17 protein-coding genes are annotated in these 24223 nt (G+C 68.0%); 7 read left to right on the top strand and 10 right to left on the bottom strand.

Annotation, left to right across the window (positions count from 1 at the left end; genetic code table 11):
- Window positions 1-48: 48 nt before the first annotated feature.
- Together clpA and clpS are read right to left on the bottom strand one after the other, a co-directional pair.
- Entirely contained in the window at window positions 49-2334 is a 2286-nt protein-coding gene (clpA, locus tag O9255_RS08130; protein ID WP_297866351.1) for an ATP-dependent Clp protease ATP-binding subunit ClpA, read from the bottom strand.
- A gap of 39 nt (window positions 2335-2373) precedes the next feature.
- Window positions 2374-2700 (bottom strand): ATP-dependent Clp protease adapter ClpS, encoded by a 327-nt coding sequence (gene clpS / locus O9255_RS08135; protein ID WP_297866352.1) that lies wholly within the window; start codon window positions 2698-2700, stop codon window positions 2374-2376.
- 136 nt (window positions 2701-2836) lie between these two features.
- On the opposite strand from clpS, the gene O9255_RS08140 reads away from it, so the two are divergent.
- The 4 genes from O9255_RS08140 to acnA all read left to right on the top strand — a co-directional run bounded on the left by O9255_RS08140 (window position 2837) and on the right by acnA (window position 7870).
- Window positions 2837-3298, top strand: coding sequence for an NUDIX hydrolase (locus tag O9255_RS08140; RefSeq protein ID WP_297866353.1), 462 nt, complete (start codon window positions 2837-2839; stop codon window positions 3296-3298).
- 19 nt (window positions 3299-3317) lie between these two features.
- A complete protein-coding gene (gene mnmA, locus O9255_RS08145; protein WP_297866410.1) occupies window positions 3318-4463 on the top strand; it encodes a tRNA 2-thiouridine(34) synthase MnmA in 1146 nt (381 codons plus the stop codon).
- A complete protein-coding gene (locus tag O9255_RS08150; RefSeq protein ID WP_297866354.1) occupies window positions 4460-5080 on the top strand; it encodes a lysogenization regulator HflD in 621 nt (206 codons plus the stop codon). Before mnmA ends, O9255_RS08150 begins: the two co-directional genes overlap by 4 nt.
- Window positions 5081-5188: 108 nt before the next feature.
- The gene (gene acnA / locus O9255_RS08155; RefSeq protein WP_297866355.1) at window positions 5189-7870 is read left to right on the top strand and encodes an aconitate hydratase AcnA; all 2682 of its coding nucleotides are present in this window, start codon (window positions 5189-5191) and stop codon (window positions 7868-7870) included.
- Window positions 7871-7966: 96 nt separating this feature from the next.
- Here the strand turns inward: acnA and O9255_RS08160 are convergent, their stop codons facing one another.
- Window positions 7967-8365 (bottom strand): nuclear transport factor 2 family protein, encoded by a 399-nt coding sequence (locus O9255_RS08160; protein ID WP_297866356.1) that lies wholly within the window; start codon window positions 8363-8365, stop codon window positions 7967-7969.
- Window positions 8366-8546: 181 nt separating this feature from the next.
- Here O9255_RS08160 and O9255_RS08165 point away from each other — a divergent pair, with 181 nt between their 5' ends.
- From O9255_RS08165 to O9255_RS08175, 3 genes are read left to right on the top strand one after another with little or no spacing between them, the layout of a single operon-like run.
- On the top strand, window positions 8547-10232 hold the full coding sequence (locus O9255_RS08165; protein ID WP_297866357.1) for a long-chain fatty acid--CoA ligase: 1686 nt from the start codon (window positions 8547-8549) through the stop codon (window positions 10230-10232).
- 9 nt (window positions 10233-10241) lie between these two features.
- Window positions 10242-11471 carry an HD-GYP domain-containing protein gene (locus tag O9255_RS08170; RefSeq protein ID WP_297866358.1) on the top strand — a complete coding sequence of 410 codons (1230 nt, stop codon included), beginning with the start codon at window positions 10242-10244 and terminating at the stop codon, window positions 11469-11471.
- Window positions 11440-12687: a GGDEF domain-containing phosphodiesterase gene (locus tag O9255_RS08175; protein WP_297866359.1), complete on the top strand. Its 1248-nt coding sequence runs from the start codon at window positions 11440-11442 to the stop codon at window positions 12685-12687. Before O9255_RS08170 ends, O9255_RS08175 begins: the two co-directional genes overlap by 32 nt.
- 49 nt (window positions 12688-12736) lie before the next feature.
- Here O9255_RS08175 and O9255_RS08180 read toward each other — a convergent pair whose 3' ends face one another.
- The 7 genes from O9255_RS08180 to carB all read right to left on the bottom strand — a co-directional run bounded on the left by O9255_RS08180 (window position 12737) and on the right by carB (window position 24222).
- The gene (locus O9255_RS08180; protein WP_297866360.1) at window positions 12737-14935 is read right to left on the bottom strand and encodes an Ig-like domain-containing protein; all 2199 of its coding nucleotides are present in this window, start codon (window positions 14933-14935) and stop codon (window positions 12737-12739) included.
- A gap of 143 nt (window positions 14936-15078) precedes the next feature.
- Window positions 15079-16611 (bottom strand): lysine--tRNA ligase, encoded by a 1533-nt coding sequence (gene lysS, locus O9255_RS08185; RefSeq protein ID WP_297866361.1) that lies wholly within the window; start codon window positions 16609-16611, stop codon window positions 15079-15081.
- An 80-nt stretch (window positions 16612-16691) separates the two neighbouring features.
- Window positions 16692-17817, bottom strand: a protein-coding gene (gene prfB, locus O9255_RS08190; RefSeq protein WP_297866362.1) for a peptide chain release factor 2 whose coding sequence is annotated in 2 segments (ribosomal slippage) — window positions 16692-17744 and window positions 17746-17817 — 1125 coding nt in all. Because the reading frame shifts where the segments join, the coding sequence is not laid out codon by codon here.
- Between the two features lie 61 nt (window positions 17818-17878).
- The gene (recJ, locus tag O9255_RS08195; RefSeq protein ID WP_297866363.1) at window positions 17879-19597 is read right to left on the bottom strand and encodes a single-stranded-DNA-specific exonuclease RecJ; all 1719 of its coding nucleotides are present in this window, start codon (window positions 19595-19597) and stop codon (window positions 17879-17881) included.
- On the bottom strand, window positions 19594-20514 hold the full coding sequence (locus O9255_RS08200) for a phosphoglycerate mutase (RefSeq protein ID WP_297866364.1): 921 nt from the start codon (window positions 20512-20514) through the stop codon (window positions 19594-19596). Before O9255_RS08200 ends, recJ begins: the two co-directional genes overlap by 4 nt.
- Window positions 20515-20518: 4 nt before the next feature.
- Window positions 20519-20995 (bottom strand): transcription elongation factor GreA, encoded by a 477-nt coding sequence (gene greA, locus O9255_RS08205; protein WP_297866365.1) that lies wholly within the window; start codon window positions 20993-20995, stop codon window positions 20519-20521.
- Window positions 20992-24222, bottom strand: a complete 3231-nt coding sequence (carB, locus tag O9255_RS08210; RefSeq protein ID WP_297866366.1) for a carbamoyl-phosphate synthase large subunit — start codon at window positions 24220-24222, stop codon at window positions 20992-20994. Before carB ends, greA begins: the two co-directional genes overlap by 4 nt.
- Window position 24223 lies beyond the last annotated feature (1 nt).

Here is a 24223-nt window from a genome sequence, read left to right on the forward strand (position 1 = left end):
GGCAGCCTCGGCTGCCGTTTTTCGTTTCCGGGCCCGGAACGCCGGGCCTCACTCCACGGTGGCGGGGAGCAACTTCTCCGGCTCGGCGAAGGCCTCGACGGTGAGCTGGCCGTCGCGGACGCCCACCTCGACCTTGCCGCCGTTCACCAACTTGCCGAACAGCAGCTCGTCGGCCAGGGGACGCTTGATCTTGTCCTGCAGCAGGCGCGCCATCGGGCGCGCGCCCATCTGCGGGTCGAAGCCGTGCTCGGCCAGCCACTGCCGCGCTTCCGGCGTCGCCGACATGGCCACGTGCTTCTCCTGCAGCTGCGCCTCGAGCTCGATCAGGAACTTGTCCACCACGCGCAGGATGTGCTCGAAACCGAGCGCGCCGAACTGCACCACGGCGTCGAGGCGGTTGCGGAACTCCGGCGTGAACGCCTTGCGGATCACTTCCATCGCGTCGGTGCTGTGGTTCTGCTCGACGAAACCGATGGTGCGGCGCGCGGCCTGGGCGGCACCGGCGTTCGTCGTCATCACGATGATGACGTTGCGGAAGTTCGCCTCGCGGCCGTTCGTGTCCGTCAGGATGCCGCGGTCCATGACCTGCAGCAGGATGTTGAACACGTCCGGATGGGCCTTCTCGATCTCGTCGAGCAGCAGCACGCAGTGCGGCGTCTTGACGATCTTCTCGGTGAGCAGCCCGCCCTGGTCGAAGCCGACGTAGCCCGGGGGCGCGCCGATCAGGCGGCTCACGGAGTGCGGCTCCATGTACTCCGACATATCGAAGCGCACCAGTTCGATGCCGAGCTGCATGGCCAGCTGGCGGGTGACCTCGGTTTTGCCGACGCCGGTCGGGCCGGCGAACAGGAAGTTGCCGATCGGCTTGTCGGGATTGCCGAGGCCGGAGCGCGCGAGTTTGATCGACGACACCAACGATTCGATCGACGAGTCCTGGCCGAAGATCACCATCTTCAGGTTGCGCTCGAGGTTCTTCAGCACGTCCTTGTCCGAGGCGCTGACCTGCTTCGGCGGGATGCGCGCCATCTTGGCGACGATGAGTTCGACCTCCTCGACGTCGATCAGACGCTTGCGCTTGTCCTCGCTCATCAGGCGCTGGCGGGCACCGGCCTCGTCGATCACGTCGATGGCCTTGTCCGGCAGCAGGCGGTCGCCGATGTGCTTCACCGACAGGTCCACGGCCGCCTGCAGCGCATCGGCGCTGTAGGTCACGTCGTGGTGCAGTTCGAACTTGCCCTTCAAGCCGTTGAGGATGGCCACCGCCTCGGCAACGGTCGGCTCGACCACATCGATCTTCTGGAAGCGGCGCGCCAGCGCGCGGTCCTTCTCGAAGACCCCTCGGTACTCCTGGAAGGTCGTCGAGCCGATGCAGCGCAGCTCGCCGGTCTGCAGGGCCGGCTTGATGAGGTTCGACGCATCCATCGTGCCACCCGACGCCGAGCCCGCACCGATGATGGTGTGGATCTCGTCGATGAACAGGATGGCGTTCGGCTCCTTCTTGATCTGGTTGACCACGGCCTTCAAGCGCTTCTCGAAGTCACCGCGGTACTTGGTGCCGGCGACCAGCGCGCCGAGGTCGAGCGAATAGACCGTGGCGTCCTTCAGCACGTCCGGCACATCGCCCTCGACGATGCGCCACGCCAGGCCTTCGGCCAGCGCGGTCTTGCCCACGCCAGCCTCGCCGACATACAGCGGGTTGTTCTTGCGGCGGCGGCACAGCACCTGGATCGTGCGCTCGATCTCCGCCTCGCGGCCGATCAGCGGATCGATCTTGCCTTCGCGGGCGAGCTGGTTGAGGTTGGCCGCGAATTCCTCGAGCGGATTCTGCTTCGGCTGGCCGTCCTCGCCCGTCTCCCCTTCCGACTTCGGCGCATCGGCCGGCTTGGCATCGGTCGACTCGCCGCTCTTGGCGACGCCGTGCGAGATGTAGTTGACGACGTCGAGCCGGGTCACGTCCTGCTGCTGCAGGTGGTAGACCGCGTGGCTGTCCTTCTCGCCGAAGATCGCCACCAGCACGTTGGCGCCGGTCACTTCCTTCCGGCCGCTGCTCTGCACGTGGTAGACGGCGCGCTGCAGCACGCGCTGGAAGCCCAGCGTCGGCTGCGTGTCGCGGGTGTCGTCCTCTGGGAGGATCGGCACCGTCTCGGCGATGACGTTGCGCAGGTCCTGCCCAAGGCGGCCGTTGTCGGAGCCGCAGGCCTTCAGCACCTGCACTGCCGAGGCATTGTCGAGCAGCGCCAATAGCAGGTGCTCGACCGTCATGAACTCATGGCGGGCTTCGCGGGCCTGCTTGTAGCACTGGCCGATGGTGAATTCGAGATCTTTGCTGAACATTCGGGGCCTCCAGGGCAATGACCCGGATATGGGGGCGGCTCAGGCCTTTTCCATCGTGCACATCAGCGGATGCTGGTGCGTCCGTGAGAAATCGTTCACCTGCGACACTTTCGTTTCTGCCACTTCGCGTGTGTAGACGCCGCAGACACCTTTGCCCCGCGTGTGCACGTGCAGCATCACTTGGGTGGCTTTCTCGCGGTTCATGCCGAAGAACACCTGCAACACCTCGACGACGAAATCCATCGGGGTGTAGTCATCGTTCAACAGGACCACCCGGTACAGCGATGGGCGTTCCAGTTCGGGCTTGGCCGTCTCGACGGCGAGGCCGCGTTCATGTTCGGAATCGGGGCGTTCGTGTTGGCTCATGGGGCCAGTATATGAGGCGCTCGGAGCGCGACGGCAAGGGCCGGAAGCGCGGCGCGCGAACGTGGACGCTGCCGGATGCCGGCGTCACAATGCGGGCTTTCCCCGATCCGGCCGCCGCACGGCCGCGGAGTCCGCGTTGAGCTATCGCCAAGGCCGCTTCTGGCAACCCGACGTGACCGTCGCGACCGTCGTCTTCCGCGATGGGCGCCTGCTGGTCGTGGAGGAGGAGGTCGGTGGCCGCCGGGTGCTGAACCAGCCGGCCGGCCACTTGGAGCCAGACGAGGCCATCGTCGATGCCGCGGTTCGGGAGACGCTGGAGGAAACCGGCTGGACGGTGCGGTTGACCGCCTTCGTCGGTGCCTACCAATGGCAGGCACCCGAAACCGGCCGCACCTATCTGCGCCTCGCCTTCACCGCGGAGCCGGTGGCTCACCACCCCGAGCTGCCGCTGGATGCCGGCATCATCCAAGCGCACTGGCTGACGCCTTCTGAACTGAGCGCCCGCGAGGCCGAACACCGCAGTCCGCTGGTCTGGCGCGTGGTGCAGGACGCCCTCGACGGCCGCCGGCTGCCGCTGGAGTCGGTGGCGGCGCTGTGAGGGGCCGGCGGTGAATGCCGTGGCGGCACGCGTCATCGTCGGTATGTCCGGCGGCGTCGACTCCTCGGTGGCGGCGTGGCTGCTGCGCGAGCGCGGGGAGTCCCTGGCCGGCCTGTTCATGCAGAACTGGGACGAGGACGGCAGCGGCGAGTGCCGCGCCGAGGACGATCGTCGGGACGCCTTGAAGGTCTGCGGCCAGCTGGGCCTGCCTTTCATCGCGCGCAATTTCGCGGCGGATTACTGGTCCGGCGTGTTCGAGACCTTCCTCGCCGAGTACCGGGCCGGCCGCACGCCGAACCCCGACGTGCTCTGCAACCGCGAGATCAAGTTCAAGACCTTCCTCGACGAGGCAAAGGCGCTGGGCGCCGAAAAGATCGCCACCGGGCACTACGCCCGCGTGGACGAGGCCGACGGGCGCTGGCGGCTGCTGCGCGGTGTCGACGCCTCGAAGGACCAGAGCTACTTCCTCCACCAACTGGGTCAGTCGCAGCTGGCGAGCACGCTGTTTCCCGTGGGCGAGCTGCCGAAGACCGAGGTGCGGGCCATCGCCGCCCGGCTGGGCCTCGCAACGGCGAAGAAGAAGGACAGCACCGGAATTTGCTTCATCGGGGAGCGCGATTTCCGCGAGTTCCTAGCGCAGTACATCGCCGTCACGCCCGGCGAGATCGTCGACGCCGCCGGCCACGTTCTGGGCCGCCATGACGGCATCGCCTTCTACACCCTTGGGCAGCGCGAGGGCCTGCGGATCGGCGGCGTGCGCGGCCGGCCCGACGCGCCCTGGTTCGTGGTCGGCAAGGATGCGGCCCGCAACCGACTGGTCGTCGAGCAGGGTGACACCCCGCTGCTGAAATCCTCGGTGCTGCGCAGCGAGGCCTTCCATTGGATTGCCGGCGAGCCGCCCGCGCTCCCGCTGCGCTGCGAGGCGCAGGTGCGCTACCGCCAACCGCCGCAGGCGTGCACCGTCCTCCCCCGCGACGACCAAGGCGTGGACGTCCACTTCGACGAACCCCAGCGCGCCGTCACGCCCGGCCAATCGCTGGTGCTCTACCGTGGCGACGAATGCTTGGGCGGCGCGGTCATCGCAGCGACCGACGCCCCGCTCGACCCGCTCCGCGCTACCGTCGCCACTTCCATCGCTCCTTTCTCCGCACCAGCGTCCCCATGATCGAACGCGTCATCGCCCTCGCCGCCCTGGCGCAATCCCTGAAGCTCGTCCAGCAGCTGGCCTCCTTGGGCCAGACGGAGCAGCACCCGGAATCGGTCCTTTTCGACAGCCTGTTCCGCTTCGAGGCCGACGACGCCGAGACGATCTATGGCGGCACCGAGACGCTGGGCCGCGGCCTCGATCGCGGCCTTCGGGAGCTCTTGGCCCTTCTCGGGCATGGACCGAAGGATCCCGCCGTCGGCCGCATGGGACTGACCCTGCTCGCCCTCGAGCGTAGCTTCGTGCGCCACCCGACCGCCGGCGAGCGCGTCCAATCGACCCTGCGCGATGTCGAACGGCAGCGCCAACACCTCGGCCCGATGCACCCGACGGTGATCAACCGGCTTGGCGACCTCTATGCCGAGCAGGTCAGTCCGATCGGCCAGCGCGTGCTGGTGCAGGGCAACCCGGTCTACCTCGGCCAGCCGCCGATCGTTGCCGAAGTCCGCGCCCTGCTCCTCTGCGGTCTTCGCGCCGCGGTGCTCTGGCGCCAGATGGGGGGCAGCCGGCTGGACTTCCTGCTCCGCCGCCGGGCCATGACCGAAGCCGCCCACCAGTTGCTGTCGCCGCTCGATTGAAGCCGCCCCGGACCGGGATCGCTTCCGGCATAATTCACGCCTGCCAGCGCCCCGCCGTGAGGCGGTGCGACCGGACCCTCTCGCCGCACCACCAGCCTGGAGCCATCCATGAGCGACTCCTTCGCCACCCGCGACACGCTTGCCGTCAACGGCAAGTCCTACGCCTTCTACAGCCTGCCGAAGCTGGGCCAGCGCTTCGACATCAAACGCCTGCCCTACTCGATGAAGATCCTCCTCGAGAACCTGCTGCGCTGCGAGGACGGCGTCACCGTCAACCCGGCGCACATCGAAGCCGTGGCGAAGTGGGAGCCGAAGAAAGAGCCGGACACCGAGATCGCCTTCATGCCGGCCCGCGTGGTGCTGCAGGACTTCACCGGCGTGCCCTGCGTGGTCGACCTGGCCGCGATGCGCGACGCCGTCAAGAAGCTGGGCGGTGATCCGAAGCGCATCAACCCGCTGATCCCGTCGGAACTGGTCATCGACCACTCGGTGCAGGTCGACGTGTTCGGCAAGCCCTCGGCGGCCGACGAGAACGGCGTGTTCGAGTTCACCCGCAACAAGGAGCGCTACAGCTTCCTGCGCTGGGGCCAGAAGGCGTTCGACAACTTCAAGGTCGTGCCGCCGAACACCGGCATCGTCCACCAGGTGAACCTCGAGAACCTGGCGCGCGTGGTGATGACCCGCACCATCGACGGTGTCGAGCACGCGTTCCCGGACACCGTCTACGGCACCGACTCGCACACCACGATGATCAACGGCATCGGCGTGCTGGGCTGGGGCGTGGGCGGCATCGAGGCTGAAGCCGCGATGCTTGGCCAGTCCTCGTCGATGCTGATCCCGCAGGTCGTGGGCTTCAAGCTCACCGGCAAGCTGCCGGAAGGTGCGACCGCCACCGACCTCGTGCTCACCGTCACCCAGATGCTCCGCAAGCACGGCGTGGTCGGCAAGTTCGTCGAGTTCTACGGCGACGGCCTCGACCAGCTGCCGCTGGCCGACCGCGCGACCATCGCCAACATGGCCCCGGAATACGGCGCGACCTGCGGCATCTTCCCGATCGACGGCGAATCGCTGAACTACCTGCGTCTCTCGGGCCGTTCGGCCGAGCAGATCGCGCTGGTCGAGGCCTATGCCAAGGCTCAAGGCCTGTGGCGCGACCCCTCGGTGGAAGCCGAGTACAGCTCGACGCTCGGCCTCGACATGGGCAGCGTGCTTCCCTCGCTGGCCGGCCCGAAGCGCCCGCAGGACCGCGTCCTGCTTTCCGACATGCAGAAGGTCTACCGCGAGTCGCTGAAGCCGATGGCCGAGGCGCGCGCCGCCAAGACCCCGGCCAAGGCCTCGGGTGAAGCCGACTTCCAGGGCACCAAGCTGAAGGACGGCGCGGTCGTCATCGCCGCGATCACCTCCTGCACCAACACCTCGAACCCGGCAGTGATGCTGGGCGCCGGCCTGCTGGCCCGCAACGCCGTGGCCAAGGGCCTGAAGGTCGCGCCGTGGGTGAAGACCTCGCTCGGCCCGGGCTCGCTGGTGGTCACCGACTACCTGAAGAAGGGTGGCGTGATGGATGACCTGGAAGCCCTCGGCTTCCACGTCGTCGGCTATGGCTGCACCACCTGCATCGGCAACTCCGGACCGCTGCCGGAGGCCGTCTCGAAGGCCATCGCCGAGGGTGACCTCGTCGTGACCTCGGTGCTCTCGGGCAACCGCAACTTCGAAGGCCGCGTGCACGCCGAAGTGAAGATGAACTATCTGGCCTCGCCGCCGCTCGTCGTCGCCTACGCCATCGCCGGCACCACGGATCTCGACCTGTCCACCCAGCCGCTGGGCACGGGCAAGGACGGCCAGCCGGTCTACCTCAAGGACATCTGGCCGTCGAACAAGGAAATCGGCGACACCATCGCCGCGACCATCGGCCCAGAGATGTTCGCCAAGAACTACGCCGACGTCTTCCGCGGTGACAGCCGCTGGAACGCGGTGGAATCGCCGGACGGCGACGCCTACCAGTGGGACGATTCGACCTACATCAAGAACCCGCCGTACTTCGACGGCATGACGATGCAGGTCGGCTCGATCAGCGACATCCACGGCGCGCGCGTCATGGGCATCTTCGGCGACTCGATCACCACCGACCACATCTCGCCGGCCGGCAACATCAAGGCCAGCTCGCCCGCGGGCAAGTTCCTGCAGTCGCGCGGCGTCGCCCCGGTGGACTTCAACAGCTACGGCTCGCGCCGCGGCAACGACGACGTGATGGTGCGCGGCACCTTCGCCAACATCCGCATCAAGAACCTGATGCTGGGCGGCGAAGAGGGCGGCAACACCATCCACTACCCGTCGGGTGACAAGCTGGCCATCTACGACGCGGCCATGAAGTACAAGGCCGAGGGCGTGGGCACCGTCGTGTTCGCGGGCAAGGAATACGGCACCGGCTCGTCGCGCGACTGGGCGGCCAAGGGCACCAACCTGCTGGGCATCAAGGCGGTCATCGCCGAGAGCTTCGAGCGCATCCACCGCTCGAACCTGGTCGGCATGGGCGTGCTGCCGCTGCAGTTCCTCGACGGCCAGAACGCCCAGACGCTCGGCCTGAAGGGCGACGAGGTGGTCTCGATCACCGGCCTGCAGGACGGCGCCGGCAAGGTGGCGGACATCAGCGCCAAGCGCCCGGACGGCTCGGTGGTGAGCTTCAAGGCCCAGGTGCTGCTGCTGACGCCGAAGGAAGTCGAGTACTTCCGCCACGGCGGCCTGCTGCACTACGTGCTGCGCCAGCTGGCCGCGGGCGCCAAGGCGGCTTAAGCGCAAACGGCCCCCGCTCTCCCACGAAGGCCGCCTCCGGGCGGCCTTCGTCGTTCTGGCGGGCAAGGGGCGGTGATGCCGCGCCGTGCGGCCGTGCTACTGCCCCAACGCCGGCTTGGACCAGTCGGCGCTGACCAGCACCCAGTCACGGCCCTGCAGACGCCAGACCGTCTCGACCCGCCGAGCCTCCACCCCTTCCGGGACGAACCGGTTGCCGCCGGTGACGACGGCGTCGAAGCGCGCCGCGGCGCGGTCGCCGCGAAGTTCGACGTCGACCGGCCCGATCGCAACGCCGACGTTCTGCTGGCGCAGCAGCATCAGGGTCGCGTAGCGGCGCAGGCCGTCGCGATCCATGCCGTCGGGCCCACCGAACTCCGGGTCGACGGCCTCGAGCAAGGCTCCGGTATCGCGGGCTTCGACCGCCTCCTGCAGGCTGGTGATCCGGGCACGGAGCGCGGCCTCATCCGGCGGATCGGCGCAGCCGGCGAGGGCCATGAGGACAAGACATGTCAGCACGGCGAGAAGACCACGTCCCTTTCGCCACGACGAAGGGAAGAAACAGCGCCCTCGCGGCTTGCCCGATATCGCCCCCTGTGCTGCAATCGAGCGAATACTCGAAATTCCGTACGGCGCCGCATTGGCGTGTCGGGCGGTCCACGCGATAGGGGTGTTGTCGATGAGCATTGAGCGTCCTTGGTTGTCCAGCTACCCGCAGGGCGTCCCCGCGGAAATCGACGTGGACGAGTTCCCGTCCATTGTCTCGGTCCTCGACAACGCCATCGCCAAGTACCGCGACCGTCCCGCGTTCTCGAACATGGGCAAGGTCCTCACCTACGGCGACATCGACCGCCTCAGCCAGCAGTTCGCCAGTTACCTGCTGAACGTATTGAAGCTGAAGAAGGGTGATCGCGTCGCGCTGATGATGCCGAACGTCCTGCAGTACCCGATCGCCATTTTCGGCACCCTGCGCGCCGGCCTCACCGTCGTCAACACCAACCCGCTCTACACCCCGCGCGAGCTCAAGCACCAGCTCGACGACTCCGGTGCCAGCGTGCTGGTGGTGCTCGAGAACGTCGCGCACACCGCCGCCGAAGTCGTGGCCGGGACGCAGGTGAAGCAGGTCATCGTCACCTCGGTGGGCGAGATGCTCGGTTTCCCGAAGGGCAAGGTCGTCGACTTCGTCATCAAGTACGTCAAGAAGCTGGTCCCGGATTACGACATCCCCGGCGCGGTGAATTTCCGCCACACGCTGACGGAAGGCGCCAAGCACACCCTGCCCTCGGTGACGCTCCGCAACACGGACATCGCCTTCCTGCAGTACACCGGCGGCACCACCGGCGTGGCGAAGGGCGCGATGCTCACCCATCGCAACCTCGTCGCGAACATGCAGCAGGCCTCGGCCTGGATCGGCACGAACGCGAAGCCGGGCCAGGAGATCATCATCACGGCGTTGCCGCTCTACCACATCTTCGCGTTGACGGCGAACGGCCTCGTCTTCATGAAGTTCGGCGGCTTGAACCACCTGATCACCAACCCGCGCGACATGGCCGGCTTCGTCAAGGAGCTGAAGTCGGTGCGCTTCACCGCGATCACCGGCGTGAACACGCTCTTCAACGGCCTGCTCAACACGCCGGGCTTCGACACCATCGATTTCTCCTCCTTACACCTGACGCTCGGCGGCGGCATGGCCGTGCAGCGCGCCGTGGCGGAACGCTGGAAGAAGGCCACCGGCTGCACGCTGATCGAAGCCTATGGCCTCACCGAGACCTCGCCGGCGGCGTGCATGAACCCGCTCGGCCTGAAGGACTTCAACGGCGCGATCGGCCTGCCGATCTCCTCCACCGATGCCTGCGTGAAGGACGACGAGGGCCGCACGCTGGCGCATGGCGAAGTGGGCGAACTCTGCATCAAGGGCCCGCAGGTCATGCAGGGTTACTGGCAGCGCCCCGAGGAGACCGCGAAGGTCATCGACGCCGAAGGCTGGCTGCACACCGGCGACATGGCGAAGATGGACCCCGCGGGCTTCTTTTACATCGTCGATCGCAAGAAGGACATGATCCTCGTGTCGGGCTTCAACGTGTACCCGAACGAGATCGAGGACGTGATCGCGACGATGCCCGGCGTGCTGGAAGTCGCGGCGGTCGGCGTGCCGGATGACAAGTCGGGCGAGGCGGTGAAGGTGGTGGTAGTCCGCAAGGACCCGAACCTCACCGCCGAGCAGGTGAAGGCCTTCTGCAAGGACAACCTCACCGGCTACAAGCTCCCGAAGATCGTCGAGTTCCGCACCGAACTGCCGAAGACCAACGTCGGAAAGATCCTGCGCCGCGAACTCCGCGACTCCGCCGCCAAATCGCCGGGCTGACGCCACGCGATGGCTGTCGAAGAGGTTCGTCTCAACGTCAACGAACTGCAGCCCGGCATGTTCGTCTGCCGGCTTGAGGGTCGCTCGTGGGACACCACGGCGTTCCCGCTGCAAGGCGTGATGGTTCGTACCGTGGACGACATCATCGCCGTCCGCCAGCACGCCGACTACGTGTTCATCGACCGCATCCGCAGCGTCGATGGCACGCCAGGGGCCGTGCTGATGAGCTTGGACGTGGGCGGCGGCGGCAGCGGATTGCGCCACGTGGGCGCACCAACGCAGTACCGGATCAGTGCCAGCCTCGAGGAAGAGCTGCCGCGCATCAAGTTCGCGGCGAACGAAGCGCAGAAGCTGTCGCGACGCCTGACCGCCGACCTGCGCGAAGGCCGCAAGCTGTCGATCGAAGAGATCAGCACCGCGGTCGAACCGGTCGTCGCCAGCGTCATCCGCAATCCGGACGCGTACTTCTGGCTGGCCAGCCTGAAGGAGCGCGACCCCTATGCCTACAGCCACGCGGTGAACTGCGCGGCTCTGATGTCGGCCTTCGGCCGCCAGCTCGGCTTCCCGGGCAGTGTGCTGGTGGAACTCGCGAGTTCAGGGATGCTGATGGATCTCGGCTTGGCCTCCCTTCCCGAGGGCACGGTGAACCACGCGGCTCCGCTTTCCGACGTGCAGCGCGAGACCATGAAGCGCCATGTCGAAGCCAGCCTGGCGCAGCTCGACAGCACGCCGGGCACCACCCCGCTTATCCGCAGCGCGGTGGCCCATCACCACGAGCGCCACGACGGCAGCGGCTACCCCGCCGGGCGTCGCGGTTTCGAGATCCCGCTCGAAGCGCGGATGCTCGGCATCGTCGACAGCTTCGATGCGATGAGCAGCGCGCGCGTCTACCAGCCGGCGTCCGCCCGCCACCACGTGCTGCAGGCCCTTTACCGCGAACGCGACCGCCTGTTCCAAGCCGAGTTGATCGAGCAGTTCAGCCAAAGCATCGGCGTGTACCCGACCGGATCGCTGGTCGAGTTGAGCAGCGGCGAAGTCGCCGTCATCACCGCGCAGAACAGCGCGCGCCGGCTGCTGCCCAAGGTCACCGTGCTGACGCGCCCGGACAAGACCGTCAACCCCGCCTTCCGACAGGTCGACCTCTGGCAACAGCCCGAGGCGGACGGCCCGCGGCTCACCATCCACCGCGCGCTGCAGCCGGGAGCCTATGGCCTTGATCTCGCCGAGTTCTTCCTCTGACACCCCGGCGGGCTGGCCGGCGTACGAAGCGTCCGCGGCGCAGCTCCTCAAGTCCGCCTCGCCGAACGCCAGCCTCGCCCTGCTGCAGGTCCACTTCCGACAACGGCTGGCACTCGCCGCCGCCCACGGGCAGCCGCTGACGGAAATCGCGTTCGACGAAGCCGAAGCCCGCATCGTCGCCGCGCTCCGCCCGGGCGACCACCTGCTGCGCAGTGGACACGGCGATTTCTACGTGCTCCTGCCGCGACTCTTCGGCCTCGGCCACGCCGAGCTGGCGGCCCAGCGCATCCTTCGTGAACTGGAGTCGCCGATCGTGGCCGGTGGCCGCCACCTGCACCTGATGCCGACGGTGGGCGCTGCGCTCGCGACCGAACCGGGGGAGTCCCCGACCTCGCTGCAGCAGCGTGCGAGCGCCGCCGTCGTGCACGCGGTACGCGAGGGCGAAACCATCGCCATCGCCCGCGAGTACACCCAGGATGCGATGGTCACCGAGCTCCGCGATGCGCTTTCGCGCAACGCGCTCGACCTCGTCTACCAGCCCATCGTTACCCTGCCGGAGCAACGCGTCGTGGGCTACGAAGCGCTCGCGCGCTGGCGCCGCGGCGATGGCAACGAGGTCGCACCCTCGGTCTTCATTCCCATGGCCGAGGACGCCGGCCTCGCCGAGGAACTCACGCGCTGGACGCTGCAGGTCGCCCTACGCGAGTTCGTGCCCCTCCAGCGTCGCCAACCGGAACTCTACTGCGCCATCAACCTGTCGGCCCGCGCTTTCGACAATCCCGCGCTATGCGAGCAGGTCCTCGCCGCCCTGGCGATCTGGGAACTGCCGCCGCAGAGCCTGATGATCGAGGTGACCGAGACGGCCGTGCTGCACGACGTCGGACGCAACGCCAGCGCCCTGCAGCGCCTTGCCACCGAGGGCGTGCGCCTCGCCATCGACGACTTCGGGCAGGGCTACTCCTCGTTGGGCTACCTGCGCCACCTGCCGGCCGCCATCCTCAAGATCGACCAGAGCTTCGTCGCCGATGCCGCCAATCCGCGCACGCGCGCCCTGCTGGAGGCGATCTCCGGCATGGCCCACCGCCTCGGCATGCGTGCGGTAGCCGAAGGCGTGGAAACGGAAGCGATGCTCGGCGCCGTGCTCGAGGCCGGCTGCGACCACGCGCAGGGCTACCTGTTCGGCCGGCCTGCGCCGATCAGCTACTGGCTGCGCTGATCCCCAGCCCGCCGGGCGCGGCTAGTCGCGCGCCCGTGCCCCTCGCCCGTCAGAGCGTGCAGCCCTGTAGCGACGTGCTGCCGCCTAGTGCCTGAACGCTATCGGTGCCGCTCCAACGGCCGCTCACGCCCGCCGCATAGGTCGCATCGACCGTCATGATCGAGAGGCTGCCGCTCGCGTACGAGCGCTGCAGGCTTCCCACCGCACGACGTGCGGGTGCCGCGGTCCGGGCGCAGAGCGGGCAGAAGCCGGTGAGCTGTTCAAGCGGCACGCTGGCGCTCGCGCCGCCAAAGCCGGAGCGCTCCGCGGTGAGGAAGCGCGGCACGCCCGCGGCGTCGTACACGAAGGCGGCGTAGAACTCGTAGTTCGGGAACAGCTGCACGCTGTAGCCGGTGCCTGCCCGCGCCGGATCGAACCAGTGGCCGCTGGTGTTCACCGGCGCGCCATTGAGGCTGGGGCAGCCGCGGCCGAAACTGGAGAAGGCCTCGCTGCCAGCCTGCCCATCGAGGCGATAACTGAAGGTGAAGGCGTCGGCGCCCGTCGGCGTAGTCACGGCGTCGCCGACCGCGGACAACGTGTTGCGTGAACCGTCCCACGCACTGCGGTAGATCGTGCCGCGCCACTGCCCGTTCGCGCCCGGCGCGCGTCCCTGCAGGTAGTACCAGGTCGAACTGCCGTCCTGAAGGTACGTGTACCAGAGCCCCGCCCACTCGGCACCCGCGGGGTAAAGGAACAGGCCGTGCCCCGGCCGACCGGTGTTGAAGTAGCCGCCCGGGCGCACGACCGGTGATGTGCCGGCCACCGTGGCCCGCACGGCGACCTCGCCGATCCGCGCCGACGGATTGGTCGGGACGATGTACCAGCGTCCCGGTGACAGGGCGGCACCGCTGACCGACAGGGTCTGCATCGGGGCCGACGCACTCGACGCGGCGTTCGCGGCGCTGCGCGCCGGTGCGGCGGCGATGGTGGGGATGGCCACGTTGGCAACGGGCGCCGGCACGCGCGCCAGATACAGGTCCACACCTTCGCTGGCGCGCGCGGTCACGGACAGGCTGCTCGCCCCCGCCGGGACGTCGATGAAGAGGCGATCCTGCGCGGCTCCTGCCGGCAAGCGGAACGCCCGCTCTTCGCCGCTGGCCAAGGCGATCCCGTTCTCGACGCGGCCGGCGCGGTTCACGCGCACGGGCACGCTGCCGACCGTGACGCCCGCCGCCGACTGCACGGAGACGTAGCCCACGCGGCTCTGTGTGTCGGCAAGCGCGGGCGCGTTCCAGCCCATGCGCAGCGGGAACGCGGCACGAGCGGCGATGTTGCCCGGCCCGGTCGCGACCAGACTGCCGTCACCGGGATCCATCGGCACCTCGAAGGTCTCGACGCGTGCGGTGTGCGCGACGCTGCCCGCGTTCACCACCAGCATCCAGTACATGACGTTGCCGCAGGTCGGCACCGTGACGGCCATCTCGCAGCGTTCCGCCGTGGCCGACATGCCGGCCGAACAGCGCAGTTCGTTCGCGGAGGCCAGCCCGTCGCGATTGATGTCGATGCCGAGGTAGACGTCGACGTTGCCGGACGAGAGCGAGCGAGCATCGACCAGCACGCGCCAGTCGCGGGCCGTCGGCGCCGAGGGCAGCACCCGCAGCGACAGCTCCGCGTTGCCGGCGAAGGGCAACCACGGCGTCGGGTCGACCGCGAGCGGGTATTCCGAGACCTGGGCTTCCACCAACGGGCTGGCGACGAAACGCGCCGATGGCAGGGCACGGACATTGGCGGCACCGAGGTCCTGGTAGCCGCTGCTAGAGGTCACGGCCAGGGTGATCGATTCCGCGATGGGACGGACGACGATCGCTACCTCGCCCTCGGCGCAGGCACCGCCACCGCAGACCCGATAGCGCAGCGAATCCTCGCCACTGCGGTCGGCGGTCGGCTGGTAGACGAGAACGTCGTCCGCCACGGTTCCCGTCGTGCCCGAGCCATTGATCGACGCAGCGCCCAGCACCGGCGCGCGGAGTATGGTCAGGGTCCCATCCACGAGTTCCGCCGCGGGAATACGGTCGTTGGCGAGCACCCGCAGGCTCAGCGCGGCCGAGTTCTCGGTGACGACGAAGCGGTCGGCAACGGTTTGCACCGCGGCGGCGAGAGGGCCCGCAACGGTCGCAACCAGGGTGGCGAGGAGGACACAGGCGGCCCAGGCCACTTGCGGCCGGGCGGGCGGGACACGGCGCTCGGGGGCGCGGGCGGTCGTCGGCATGCACGTCTAGGCAGTCAGCAGGCCTCGGACTCTAACAGTGCGAACTACGTCACACACCGACTTCGTCAATGGATGTGAAAAAACGTGAGGCGCCCCACACTTCTGTGGCGCACATCACGTTTTTTTACGCTCTTCGACCGCCTTTAGGCTTCGGGGCGCATGTACGGGAACAGCAGCACATCGCGGATCGACGCGCGGTCGGTGAGCAGCATCACCAGGCGGTCGATGCCGATGCCCAAGCCGCCGGTGGGGGCCAGGCCCACTTCCAGCGCGCGGATGTAGTCGGCGTCGAAGTGCATGGCCTCGTCATCGCCGGCGTCCTTGGCTTCGACCTGTGCCTTGAAGCGGGCGGCCTGGTCTTCCGGATCGTTGAGCTCGGAGAACCCGTTCGCGATCTCCTTGCCGCCGACGAACAGCTCGAAGCGATCGGTGATGCCCGGCTCGGTGTCGCTCTCGCGGGCCAGCGGGCTGACTTCCACCGGGTAGTGCGTGATGAAGGTCGGCTGCACGAGGTTGCCCTCGACCAGCTTCTCGAAGAGCTCGAGCAGCAGCTTGCCCCAGCCGTAGGACGGCTTCACGTGCACGCCGTGGCGGGCGCAATGCTTGGCCAGCGCCTCGCGGTCGCGGCAGTCGGCGGCGGTGATCGTGGGGTCGGCTTCGCGCACGGCATCGTCCATGCGCCAGCGGCGGAACGCGGGGCCGAGGTCGATCGCCCTGCCCTCCCATTCCAGCGCGGTGCGGCCGAGCACCTCCTGCGCGACGTCGCGGATCACGCCTTCGGTGAGGTCCATGATCTCGGTATACGTGGCGTAGGCCTCGTACAGCTCGAGCATGGTGAACTCGGGGTTGTGCCGCGTCGACACGCCCTCGTTGCGGAAATTGCGGTTGATCTCGTACACGCGCTCGAAGCCGCCGACGACGAGGCGCTTCAGGTACAGCTCGGGCGCGACGCGGAGGTACAGATCGAGGTCCAGCGCGTTGTGGTGCGTCATGAACGGCTTGGCCGTGGCGCCGCCGGGGATGTAATGCATCATCGGCGTCTCGACCTCGAGGAAGCGCCGCGCGTCGAGCCAGCGGCGCATCGCGCCGATGATCCGCGAGCGCAGCACGAAGACCTCGCGCGACTCCTCGCTGACGATGGTGTCGACATAGCGCATGCGGTAGCGCTGCTCGACGTCGGCGAGGCCGTGGAACTTGTCCGGCAGCGGGCGCAGGGCCTTCGTAAGCAGGCGGATGGCCGCCACCTTGACCGACAGCTCGCCGGTGCGCGTGCGGGTGAGGCCACCTTCGACCGCGACGATGTCGCCGATGTCCCAGCCCTTGAAGGCGTCGTAGCTCTCCCCCAGGTCGGCGCCGACCAGATAGAGCTGGATGCGGCCGCTCATGTCCTGCAGCTGTGCGAACGCTGCCTTGCCCATCACGCGCTTCGCCATCAGGCGGCCAGCGATTCGAACCTCGCGCCCGCCGGCTTCCAGCGCTTCGGCCGTCCACTGGTCCTTGTCGGCGAACTCGCCCTGCAGATCACCCGCGTAGTGCTCGCGCTTGGCGTCGTTCGGGAAAGCGACGCCCTGGCCGCGCAGCGCCGTCAATTTCGCGCGGCGCTCGGCGATGAGCTTGTTCTCATCAAGGGCGTTCTCGGCGGCAGGCGTCGGCTGGGCGTTGGTTTGTTCGGACATGGGGGCGTCAGGCGGAAGAGGTTGGGTGCAGGAAGGAGGCAATGCGTCGGCGAGCGCCGAGGGCCGCGGGGGCGATGCGGTCAGGCCGCATCGCTCCGTTTCGCGCCGACCTCGAGGCCGGCCTTCAGGCTCGCCTCGACGAATTCGTCGAGGTCGCCGTCGAGCACCTTCTGCGTGTCGCTGCGCTCGATGCCGGTGCGCAGGTCCTTGATGCGGCTCTGGTCGAGCACATAGTTGCGGATCTGGCTGCCCCAGCCGATGTCGGACTTGGTCGCCTCGACGGCGTCCTTCTCGGCGTTGCGCTTCTGGATCTCGAGCTCGTACAGCTTCGCGGCCAGCATCTTCATCGCGGTGTCGCGGTTCTGGTGCTGGCTGCGGCCGTTCTGGCAGGCCACGACGATGCCGGTCGGCACGTGCGTGATGCGCACCGCTGATTCGGTCTTGTTCACGTGCTGACCGCCGGCGCCCGAGGAGCGGTAGACGTCGGTCTTGAGGTCGGCCGGGTTGATCGTGATGTCGATGTTGTCGTCGACTTCCGGCGAGACGAACACCGAGGTGAAGCTCGTGTGCCGGCGGTTGTCGGAGTCGAACGGCGACTTGCGCACTAGGCGGTGCACGCCCGTCTCGGTCTTCAGCCAGCCGTAGGCGTAGTCGCCTTCGATGCGCACCGTCGCCGACTTGATGCCGGCCACGTCGCCACCGCTGACTTCCATCAGCTCGGTCTTCCAGCCGCGCGATTCGCACCAGCGCAGGTACATGCGCAGCAGGATTTCGGCCCAGTCCTGCGCCTCGGTGCCACCGGCACCGGCCTGGATGTCGACGAAGGCGCTGGCGCTGTCCATCTTGCCGCTGAACATGCGCTGGAACTCGAGCTTCTCGAGATGCACCTGCGCGGCATCGACGTCGGCCACCACCGCGTTGAAGGTGTCCTCGTCGTTCTCCATCTCGGCCAGCTCGAGCAGCTCCAGCGCGCCGGTGAATCCATCGTCGAGCGTCTTCAGGCCATGCACGACCTTCTCGAGCGCCGCGCGCTCGCGGCCGAGGCCTTGGGCCTTTTCGGGCTCGTTCCAGATCGTCGGGCTTTCCAGCTCGCGACTGACTTCTTCTAGACGTTCGACCTTCTGGTCGTAGTCAAAGGTACCCCCTGAGCACATCCAGCCGGCCCTTGAGGTCGGCGATGCGCTGGCGCACGGGATTGGTCTCCATGGCGCGTTCTCGTGTTCGTGAAAGACCGCGGAGTTTATCAGGCCGCGCGGCGAGCCCGGGCTCAGGCCGCCCACCAGTGCCGGACGAGGAGCTGCACGTCGCGCCGGCCGCGGAAATCGTCGAGATCGAGGCCGAAGGCCAGGCGCACGCGATCTGGCGGTGCGCCGAGGGCGGCGCCCCCGAAATGGATGGCGTTGACCGGGCCGAGGCGACCCGGCATGCCGAGTTCAAACTTGAGATGGCGCTCTGCCAGAACCTTCCATGAGCGCACTTCGAATTCGCCGTCGAAGAGGGGCTCGGGGAAGCCCTGCCCCCAGGGCCCAGCCAGGCGCAGCGCCTCGGCGGTCGGCCGATTCAATTCCTGCGGCGCGAGTTCGCCATCGGACCACAGTTCGGACTCGCGCAGCTCGTCGGTGAGCCGGCGGGCCACGGCCGCCTCGAAGGCGTGGCGGAACGCGTCGAAGTGGGCGGCGTCGAGGCTCAGGCCGGCCGCCATCGCGTGGCCGCCGTAGCGGAGGATCAAACCGGGATGCAGGGCATCGACATCCGCCAGCGCATCGCGCACGTGCACGCCGGGAATGGAGCGGGCGGAGCCGCGCAGTGTCGTCGAACCCGCATCGGCGGGCGCGAAGGCGATCACCGGTCGGTGCAGCTTCTCCTTGAGCTTCGAAGCCACCAGACCGACCACGCCGGGGTGCCAGCTCTCGTCGCGCAGGCAATACGCATCGTGGCCACCCTCGGGCAGCGGCAGCGCCGAGGCCGCGGCTTCGGCGTCGTCGACCATCTGCTGCTGCAGTTCGCGGCGCTCGGCATTGATGGCGTCGAGTTGCTTCGCGAGCTGCATCGCGCGTTCGGCATCGTCGGTGAGCAGGCACTCGATGCCGAGGGTCATGTCCTCCAACCGACCGGCGGCATTGATGCGCGGCCCGATGCCGAAGCCGATGTCGGTGGCGGTGAGCACCGGCAGACGGCGCTGGGCGACCTCCGACAAGGCCAACACGCCCGGCTGTCCGCGGCCTTCGCGCAGGCGCTTGAGGCCCGCAGCGACCAGCAGACGGTTGTTGTCGTCGAGCGGCACGAGATCGGCCACGGTTCCCACGGCCACGAGGTCAAGCAGGCTCGACAGGTCGGCCTCCGCGCCGGGTTCGCCGCGGTCCCGAAGCCGCGCGCGCAGCGCCAGCAACAAGTAGAACACCACGCCGACGCCGGCCAGCGCCTTGCTCGGGAACCCGTCACCGCGCAGGTTCGGATTGACGATGGCGTCAGCGGCAGGGAGCTCCTCGCCGGGCAGATGATGGTCGGTGACCAGCACCTGCCAACCTCGCGCTTTCGCCGCGGCCACGCCGGGCAGGCAGGCGATGCCGGAGTCGACGGTGATAACGAGGTCCGGCGCGATCGGCGCCAGCTCCTCCTCGACCAGGGCCGGCGACAGGCCGTAACCGTGGGCGATGCGATGCGGTACTCGGTAGGACACGTGCCGAGCGCCGAGCAGGCGCAGGCCGCGCACCGCGACCGCCGTGCCGGTCGCACCATCGCAGTCGAAATCGCCCACCACGACGATGTGGGCATCGCGACGCAGCGCGGCATGAAGCAGGTCCACAGCGACGTCAATGCCGCCCAACTTCTGTGGCGCCAGCAGCTTCGCCAGCTTCAGTTCGGCCTGCTCGGCAGAAGCGATGCCCCGAGCGGCGTACAGCCGCTGCAGGAGTGGGGGAACGTGGGACGGCCAGTCACCGACGGCCGGGACGTCGCGGCGGCGCAGGGTCGGCGATGCCGTCACGCGAAGCCCTTGAACGCCGGCTTCCAGAACCGCCAACGTTGGTTCCGCTCGAGCGAGACACGATGACCATCGGCGAAGTCGAGGCGCAGCTGCGCGAAGGCGCCCTGCGCCATCGACGCCATCGCCAGCGCGAGCAGATCGTCGATGACCGCCCAGCGTCGCTCGGCACGGAGGTCGATCAGGCCGGGTTTCGTGGCATCGACGCGATCACTTACCGCGGCACCGGCCGCCTGCGCATACGCGGCAAGCTCCGGATCGGCGGTGGCGACATGCCCTTCGGGGCCTTCGATCTGGTCGGGAAGCCCGCCTTCGCCCCAAAACCACAGGCTGTTCGCTGGCGGCAGGCTGCGGCGCGCGCGCTCGGCATTGACCGGGTGCTGGTGCATCAGCACTTGGGCCTCGCCCATCAGGCTCCGCCAGCGGCGGGCGTCCGGGCCTTCAGGCAGGTAGGGAAAGGCGTCATCGCCAAGCGCCGCGAGCGGGTGCGGAAAGGACGGCAAGCGCGTCTCTCGCGGACACTGCACCGACCACGCTTCCGCTTCGCGGGCTTCGAAGACGTAACCGAAATCGCCGAACAGCGGCTTCAGCGGGGCCATCAACGCCTCGGCGTCCTCCGCCGTGAGCCCGAGGTTTCCCCAGGCCATCAGCCTCGCCGTGGTGAGGTCGGGCTGCAACCACACGGGATCGGCACGCAGCCATTGGAACGGCTGCACGTCGCCTCCGGGCTTCAAGCGCCGCTCCATGAGAGCAGCGCTGGGCCACTGGCCCACCGGGCGCAGGCGGAACGGCCGACGCAGCTGGGCGAGTTCGCCCGCCTCGGTATCGCTCGTCGCCGCACGGCCCAGGGCCTTCGCAACGGCGGGCGATAGACCCTGGCCGGCGAAGTACCTGCGAGCCGGAAGCAGCAGCGTCAGCACGACGTCAGGGGATGTAGCTGACGCCGGTGATCTCGAACTCGCGCTGGCCGCCCGGCGCTTCGATGGTGACGGTGTCGCCTTCGTGCTTGCCGATCAAGGCGCGCGCCACCGGCGAGGAGATCGAGATCAGGCGCTGCTTGATGTCGCTCTCGAGGTCGCCAACGATGGTGTACGTGACCTTGTCGTCGGTATCGACGTCGGCCAGCTCGACCGTCGCACCGAAGACGATGCGCGAGCCGGCGTTCAACGAGGCGATGTCGATCACCTGGGCGTGCGAGAGCGTGTACTCGAGCTCCTTGATGCGGCCCTCGATGAAGCCCTGCATCTCGCGCGCGGCGTGGTACTCGGCGTTTTCCTTGAGGTCGCCGTGGGCGCGGGCCTCGGCGATCGCCTCGATGACCTTCGGGCGATCGACGGTCTTCAGCTTCTCGAGCTCGTCGCGCAGGCGCGTCGCGCCCTTGCTCGTCAGCGGGGCTCTCATGCGTTCAGTTCCTTGTGCAGTTCCTGCAGCGAGGTCACGCGCGGGTTGTTGCGCGCGTCGATCGCCCCGACAAGTGCCCGGGCCCCAGCCACCGTTGTCGAGTAAGTGACGCGGTGCTGCAGCGCCTCGCGGCGGATGGAGAAGGAGTCGGCAATGGCGACCTTCCCCTCGGTGGTGTTGATGACGTAGCTGATCTCGCCGTTCTTGATCAGGTCGACGATGTGCGGGCGGCCTTCGGCCACCTTGTTGATGCGCTCGACCTCCAGGCCTTCGGCGGCGAGGAACTTCGCCGTGCCCTCGGTGGCAACCAGCTTATGGCCGCGCGCCAGCAGGTCGCGCGCCACGGGCAGCAGGCGCTGCTTGTCGGCATCACGCACCGAGCAGAACACCTTTTTGCCTGGCGCCGGCGCCTTGATGTTGGCGGCTTCCTCGGCACGCGCAAACGCTTCTTCGAAGGTCGGGCCGACACCCATGATCTCGCCGGTGGAGCGCATCTCCGGGCCGAGGATCGGGTCGACGCCCTGGAACTTCGCGAACGGGAAGATCGCTTCCTTCACCGAGAAGTACGGCGGGATGATTTCCTTGGTCGCACCCTGCTCCGCCAGCGTCTGGCCAGCCATGCAGCGCGCGGCGATCTTCGCCAGCGGGCGGCCGATGGCCTTCGAGACGAAGGGCACGGTGCGCGAGGCACGCGGATTCACTTCCAGCAGATAGATCGTCTCGCCCTGGATCGCGAACTGCGTGTTCATCAGGCCGACGACCTTCAGGCCGCGCGCGAGCTGGGCGACCTGCACGCGCAGGCGGTCCTGGATCTCCTTGGACAGCGAGTACGGCGGCAGCGAGCAGGAGCTGTCCCCCGAGTGCACGCCGGCCTCCTCGATGTGTTCCATGATGCCGCCGATCAGGACGTTGCCGTCCTTGTCGGCGATCACATCGACGTCGACTTCGACGGCGTTGTCGAGGAAGCGGTCGAGCAGCACCGGCGAATCGTTCGAGACCTGCACGGCTTCGCGGATGTAGCGCGAAAGGTCCTCGTCGGAATACACGACTTCCATCGCGCGGCCGCCCAGCACGTAGCTCGGGCGAACGACCAGCGGGTAGCCGATCTCCTTCGCATGGGCCAGCGCCTGCTCGGCGTTGCGGGCGGTGCGGTTCGGCGGCTGCAGCAGGCCGAGGTCATCGACCAGCTTCTGGAAGCGCTCGCGGTCCTCGGCGAGGTCGATGCTGTCCGGCGAGGTGCCGATGATCGGCACGCCGTTGGCTTCGAGTGCGCGCGCGAGCTTCAGCGGCGTCTGGCCGCCGTACTGCACGATCACGCCCTTCGGCTTCTCGAGATCGACGATCTCCAGCACGTCCTCGAGCGTCAGCGGCTCGAAGTACAGGCGGTCGGAGGTGTCGTAGTCGGTCGAGACCGTCTCCGGATTGCAGTTGACCATGATGGTCTCGAACCCGTCCTCGCGCAGCGCGAGAGCCGCGTGCACGCAGCAGTAGTCGAACTCGATGCCCTGCCCGATGCGGTTCGGGCCGCCACCGAGCACCATGATCTTGTCGCGGTTCGTCGGATGGGCTTCGCACTCGTCCTCGTAGGTCGAGTACATGTAGGCCGTCGACGTGGCGAACTCGGCGGCGCAGCTGTCCACGCGCTTGTAGACCGGGCGCACGCCGAAAGCGCGGCGCAGGGCGCGCACGGCCGACTCGTCGGTGCCGACCAGCTGGGCGAGGCGCGCGTCGGAGAAGCCAGCACGCTTCAGATTGCGCAGACGCGGCTTGTCGAGGCCGGCGAGGCCAGCGGTGGCGACGTCACGCTCCATCGCGATCAGCTCCTCGATCTGATCGAGGAACCACGGATCGATGTACGAGAGCTTGTAGACGTCGTCCACCGACAGGCCGGCGCGGAAAGCCTCGCCGACGTGGAACAGGCGCTCCGGACGGGCGTCCTTCAGCTCGCGCTTGATGCGGGTCAGGCCTTCCTCGCCCTTCGTCGCGTCACCGGTCGGGTCGAAGCCGACCTTGCCGATCTCGAGACCGCGCAGGGCCTTCTGCAGCGACTCCTGGAAGGTGCGGCCCATGGCCATCACTTCGCCCACGGACTTCATCTGCGTGGTGAGGCGGGCGTCGGCGGCAGCGAACTTCTCGAAAGCGAAGCGCGGGATCTTGGTGACGACGTAGTCGATCGACGGCTCGAACGAGGCCGGGGTCAGGCCGCCGGTGATGTCGTTCTTGAGCTCGTCCAGCGTGTAGCCGACAGCGAGCTTCGCGGCGATCTTGGCAATCGGGAAGCCGGTGGCCTTCGAGGCCAGCGCCGAGGAGCGCGACACGCGCGGGTTCATCTCGATGACGACCACGCGGCCGGTCTGCGAGTTGATGCCGAACTGCACGTTCGAGCCGCCGGTGTCGACGCCGATCTTGCGCAGCACGGCGATCGAGGCGTCGCGCAGGCGCTGGTATTCCTTGTCGGTGAGCGTCTGCGCCGGCGCGACGGTGATGCTGTCGCCGGTGTGCACGCCCATCGGGTCGAGGTTCTCGATGGAGCAGACGATGATGCAATTGTCCGCGGTGTCGCGGACCACTTCCATCTCGAACTCCTTCCAGCCGAGCACCGATTCCTCCACCAGCACTTCGCTGGTGGGCGAGAGATCGAGGCCGCGGGTGACGATCTCGACGAGCTCTTCGCGGTTGTAGGCGATACCGCCGCCGCTGCCGCCGAGGGTGAAGCTCGGACGGATGATGGTCGGGTAGCCCACCGTGGCCTGGATCTCGATGGCCTGCTCGAGCGAGCGCGCCACCTGGGCCTTCGGGCACTCGAGGCCGATCTCCTTCATCGCCACGCGGAACAGCTCGCGGTCCTCGGCCATGCGGATGGCCTCGCGCGAGGCGCCGATCAGCTCGACGCCATACTTCTCCAGCGTGCCGGCGTCGGCCATGTCGAGCGCGCAGTTCAGCGCGGTCTGGCCACCCATCGTCGGCAGCAGCGCGTCGGGCTTTTCCTTGGCGATGATGCGTTCGACCGTGGCCGGGTTGATCGGCTCGATGTAGACGGCGTCGGCCATCTCCGGGTCGGTCATGATCGTCGCCGGGTTGCTGTTCACCAGCACGACGCGATAGCCCTCTTCCTTCAGCGCCTTGCAAGCCTGGGCGCCGGAGTAGTCGAACTCGCAGGCCTGGCCGATGACGATCGGGCCGGCGCCGATGATCAGGATGGTCTGGATATCAGTGCGCTTCGGCATG

This window comes from Silanimonas sp. (assembly GCF_027530345.1).
Classification (GTDB): Bacteria; Pseudomonadota; Gammaproteobacteria; order Xanthomonadales; family Xanthomonadaceae; genus Silanimonas.

Excerpts from the sequence above, each read along its gene's own strand:
- clpA (WP_297866351.1), bottom strand. The coding sequence starts at position 2,334 with ATGTTCAGCAAAGATCTCGAATTCACCATCGGCCAGTGCTACAAGCAG.
- clpS (WP_297866352.1), bottom strand. The coding sequence starts at position 2,700 with ATGAGCCAACACGAACGCCCCGATTCCGAACATGAACGCGGCCTCGCC.
- O9255_RS08150 (WP_297866354.1), top strand. The coding sequence starts at position 4,460 with ATGATCGAACGCGTCATCGCCCTCGCCGCCCTGGCGCAATCCCTGAAG.
- acnA (WP_297866355.1), top strand. The coding sequence starts at position 5,189 with ATGAGCGACTCCTTCGCCACCCGCGACACGCTTGCCGTCAACGGCAAG.
- O9255_RS08160 (WP_297866356.1), bottom strand. The coding sequence starts at position 8,365 with ATGGCCCTCGCCGGCTGCGCCGATCCGCCGGATGAGGCCGCGCTCCGT.
- O9255_RS08165 (WP_297866357.1), top strand. The coding sequence starts at position 8,547 with ATGAGCATTGAGCGTCCTTGGTTGTCCAGCTACCCGCAGGGCGTCCCC.
- O9255_RS08170 (WP_297866358.1), top strand. The coding sequence starts at position 10,242 with ATGGCTGTCGAAGAGGTTCGTCTCAACGTCAACGAACTGCAGCCCGGC.
- O9255_RS08175 (WP_297866359.1), top strand. The coding sequence starts at position 11,440 with ATGGCCTTGATCTCGCCGAGTTCTTCCTCTGACACCCCGGCGGGCTGG.
- O9255_RS08180 (WP_297866360.1), bottom strand. The coding sequence starts at position 14,935 with ATGCCGACGACCGCCCGCGCCCCCGAGCGCCGTGTCCCGCCCGCCCGG.
- lysS (WP_297866361.1), bottom strand. The coding sequence starts at position 16,611 with ATGTCCGAACAAACCAACGCCCAGCCGACGCCTGCCGCCGAGAACGCC.
- greA (WP_297866365.1), bottom strand. The coding sequence starts at position 20,995 with ATGAGAGCCCCGCTGACGAGCAAGGGCGCGACGCGCCTGCGCGACGAG.
- carB (WP_297866366.1), bottom strand. The coding sequence starts at position 24,222 with ATGCCGAAGCGCACTGATATCCAGACCATCCTGATCATCGGCGCCGGC.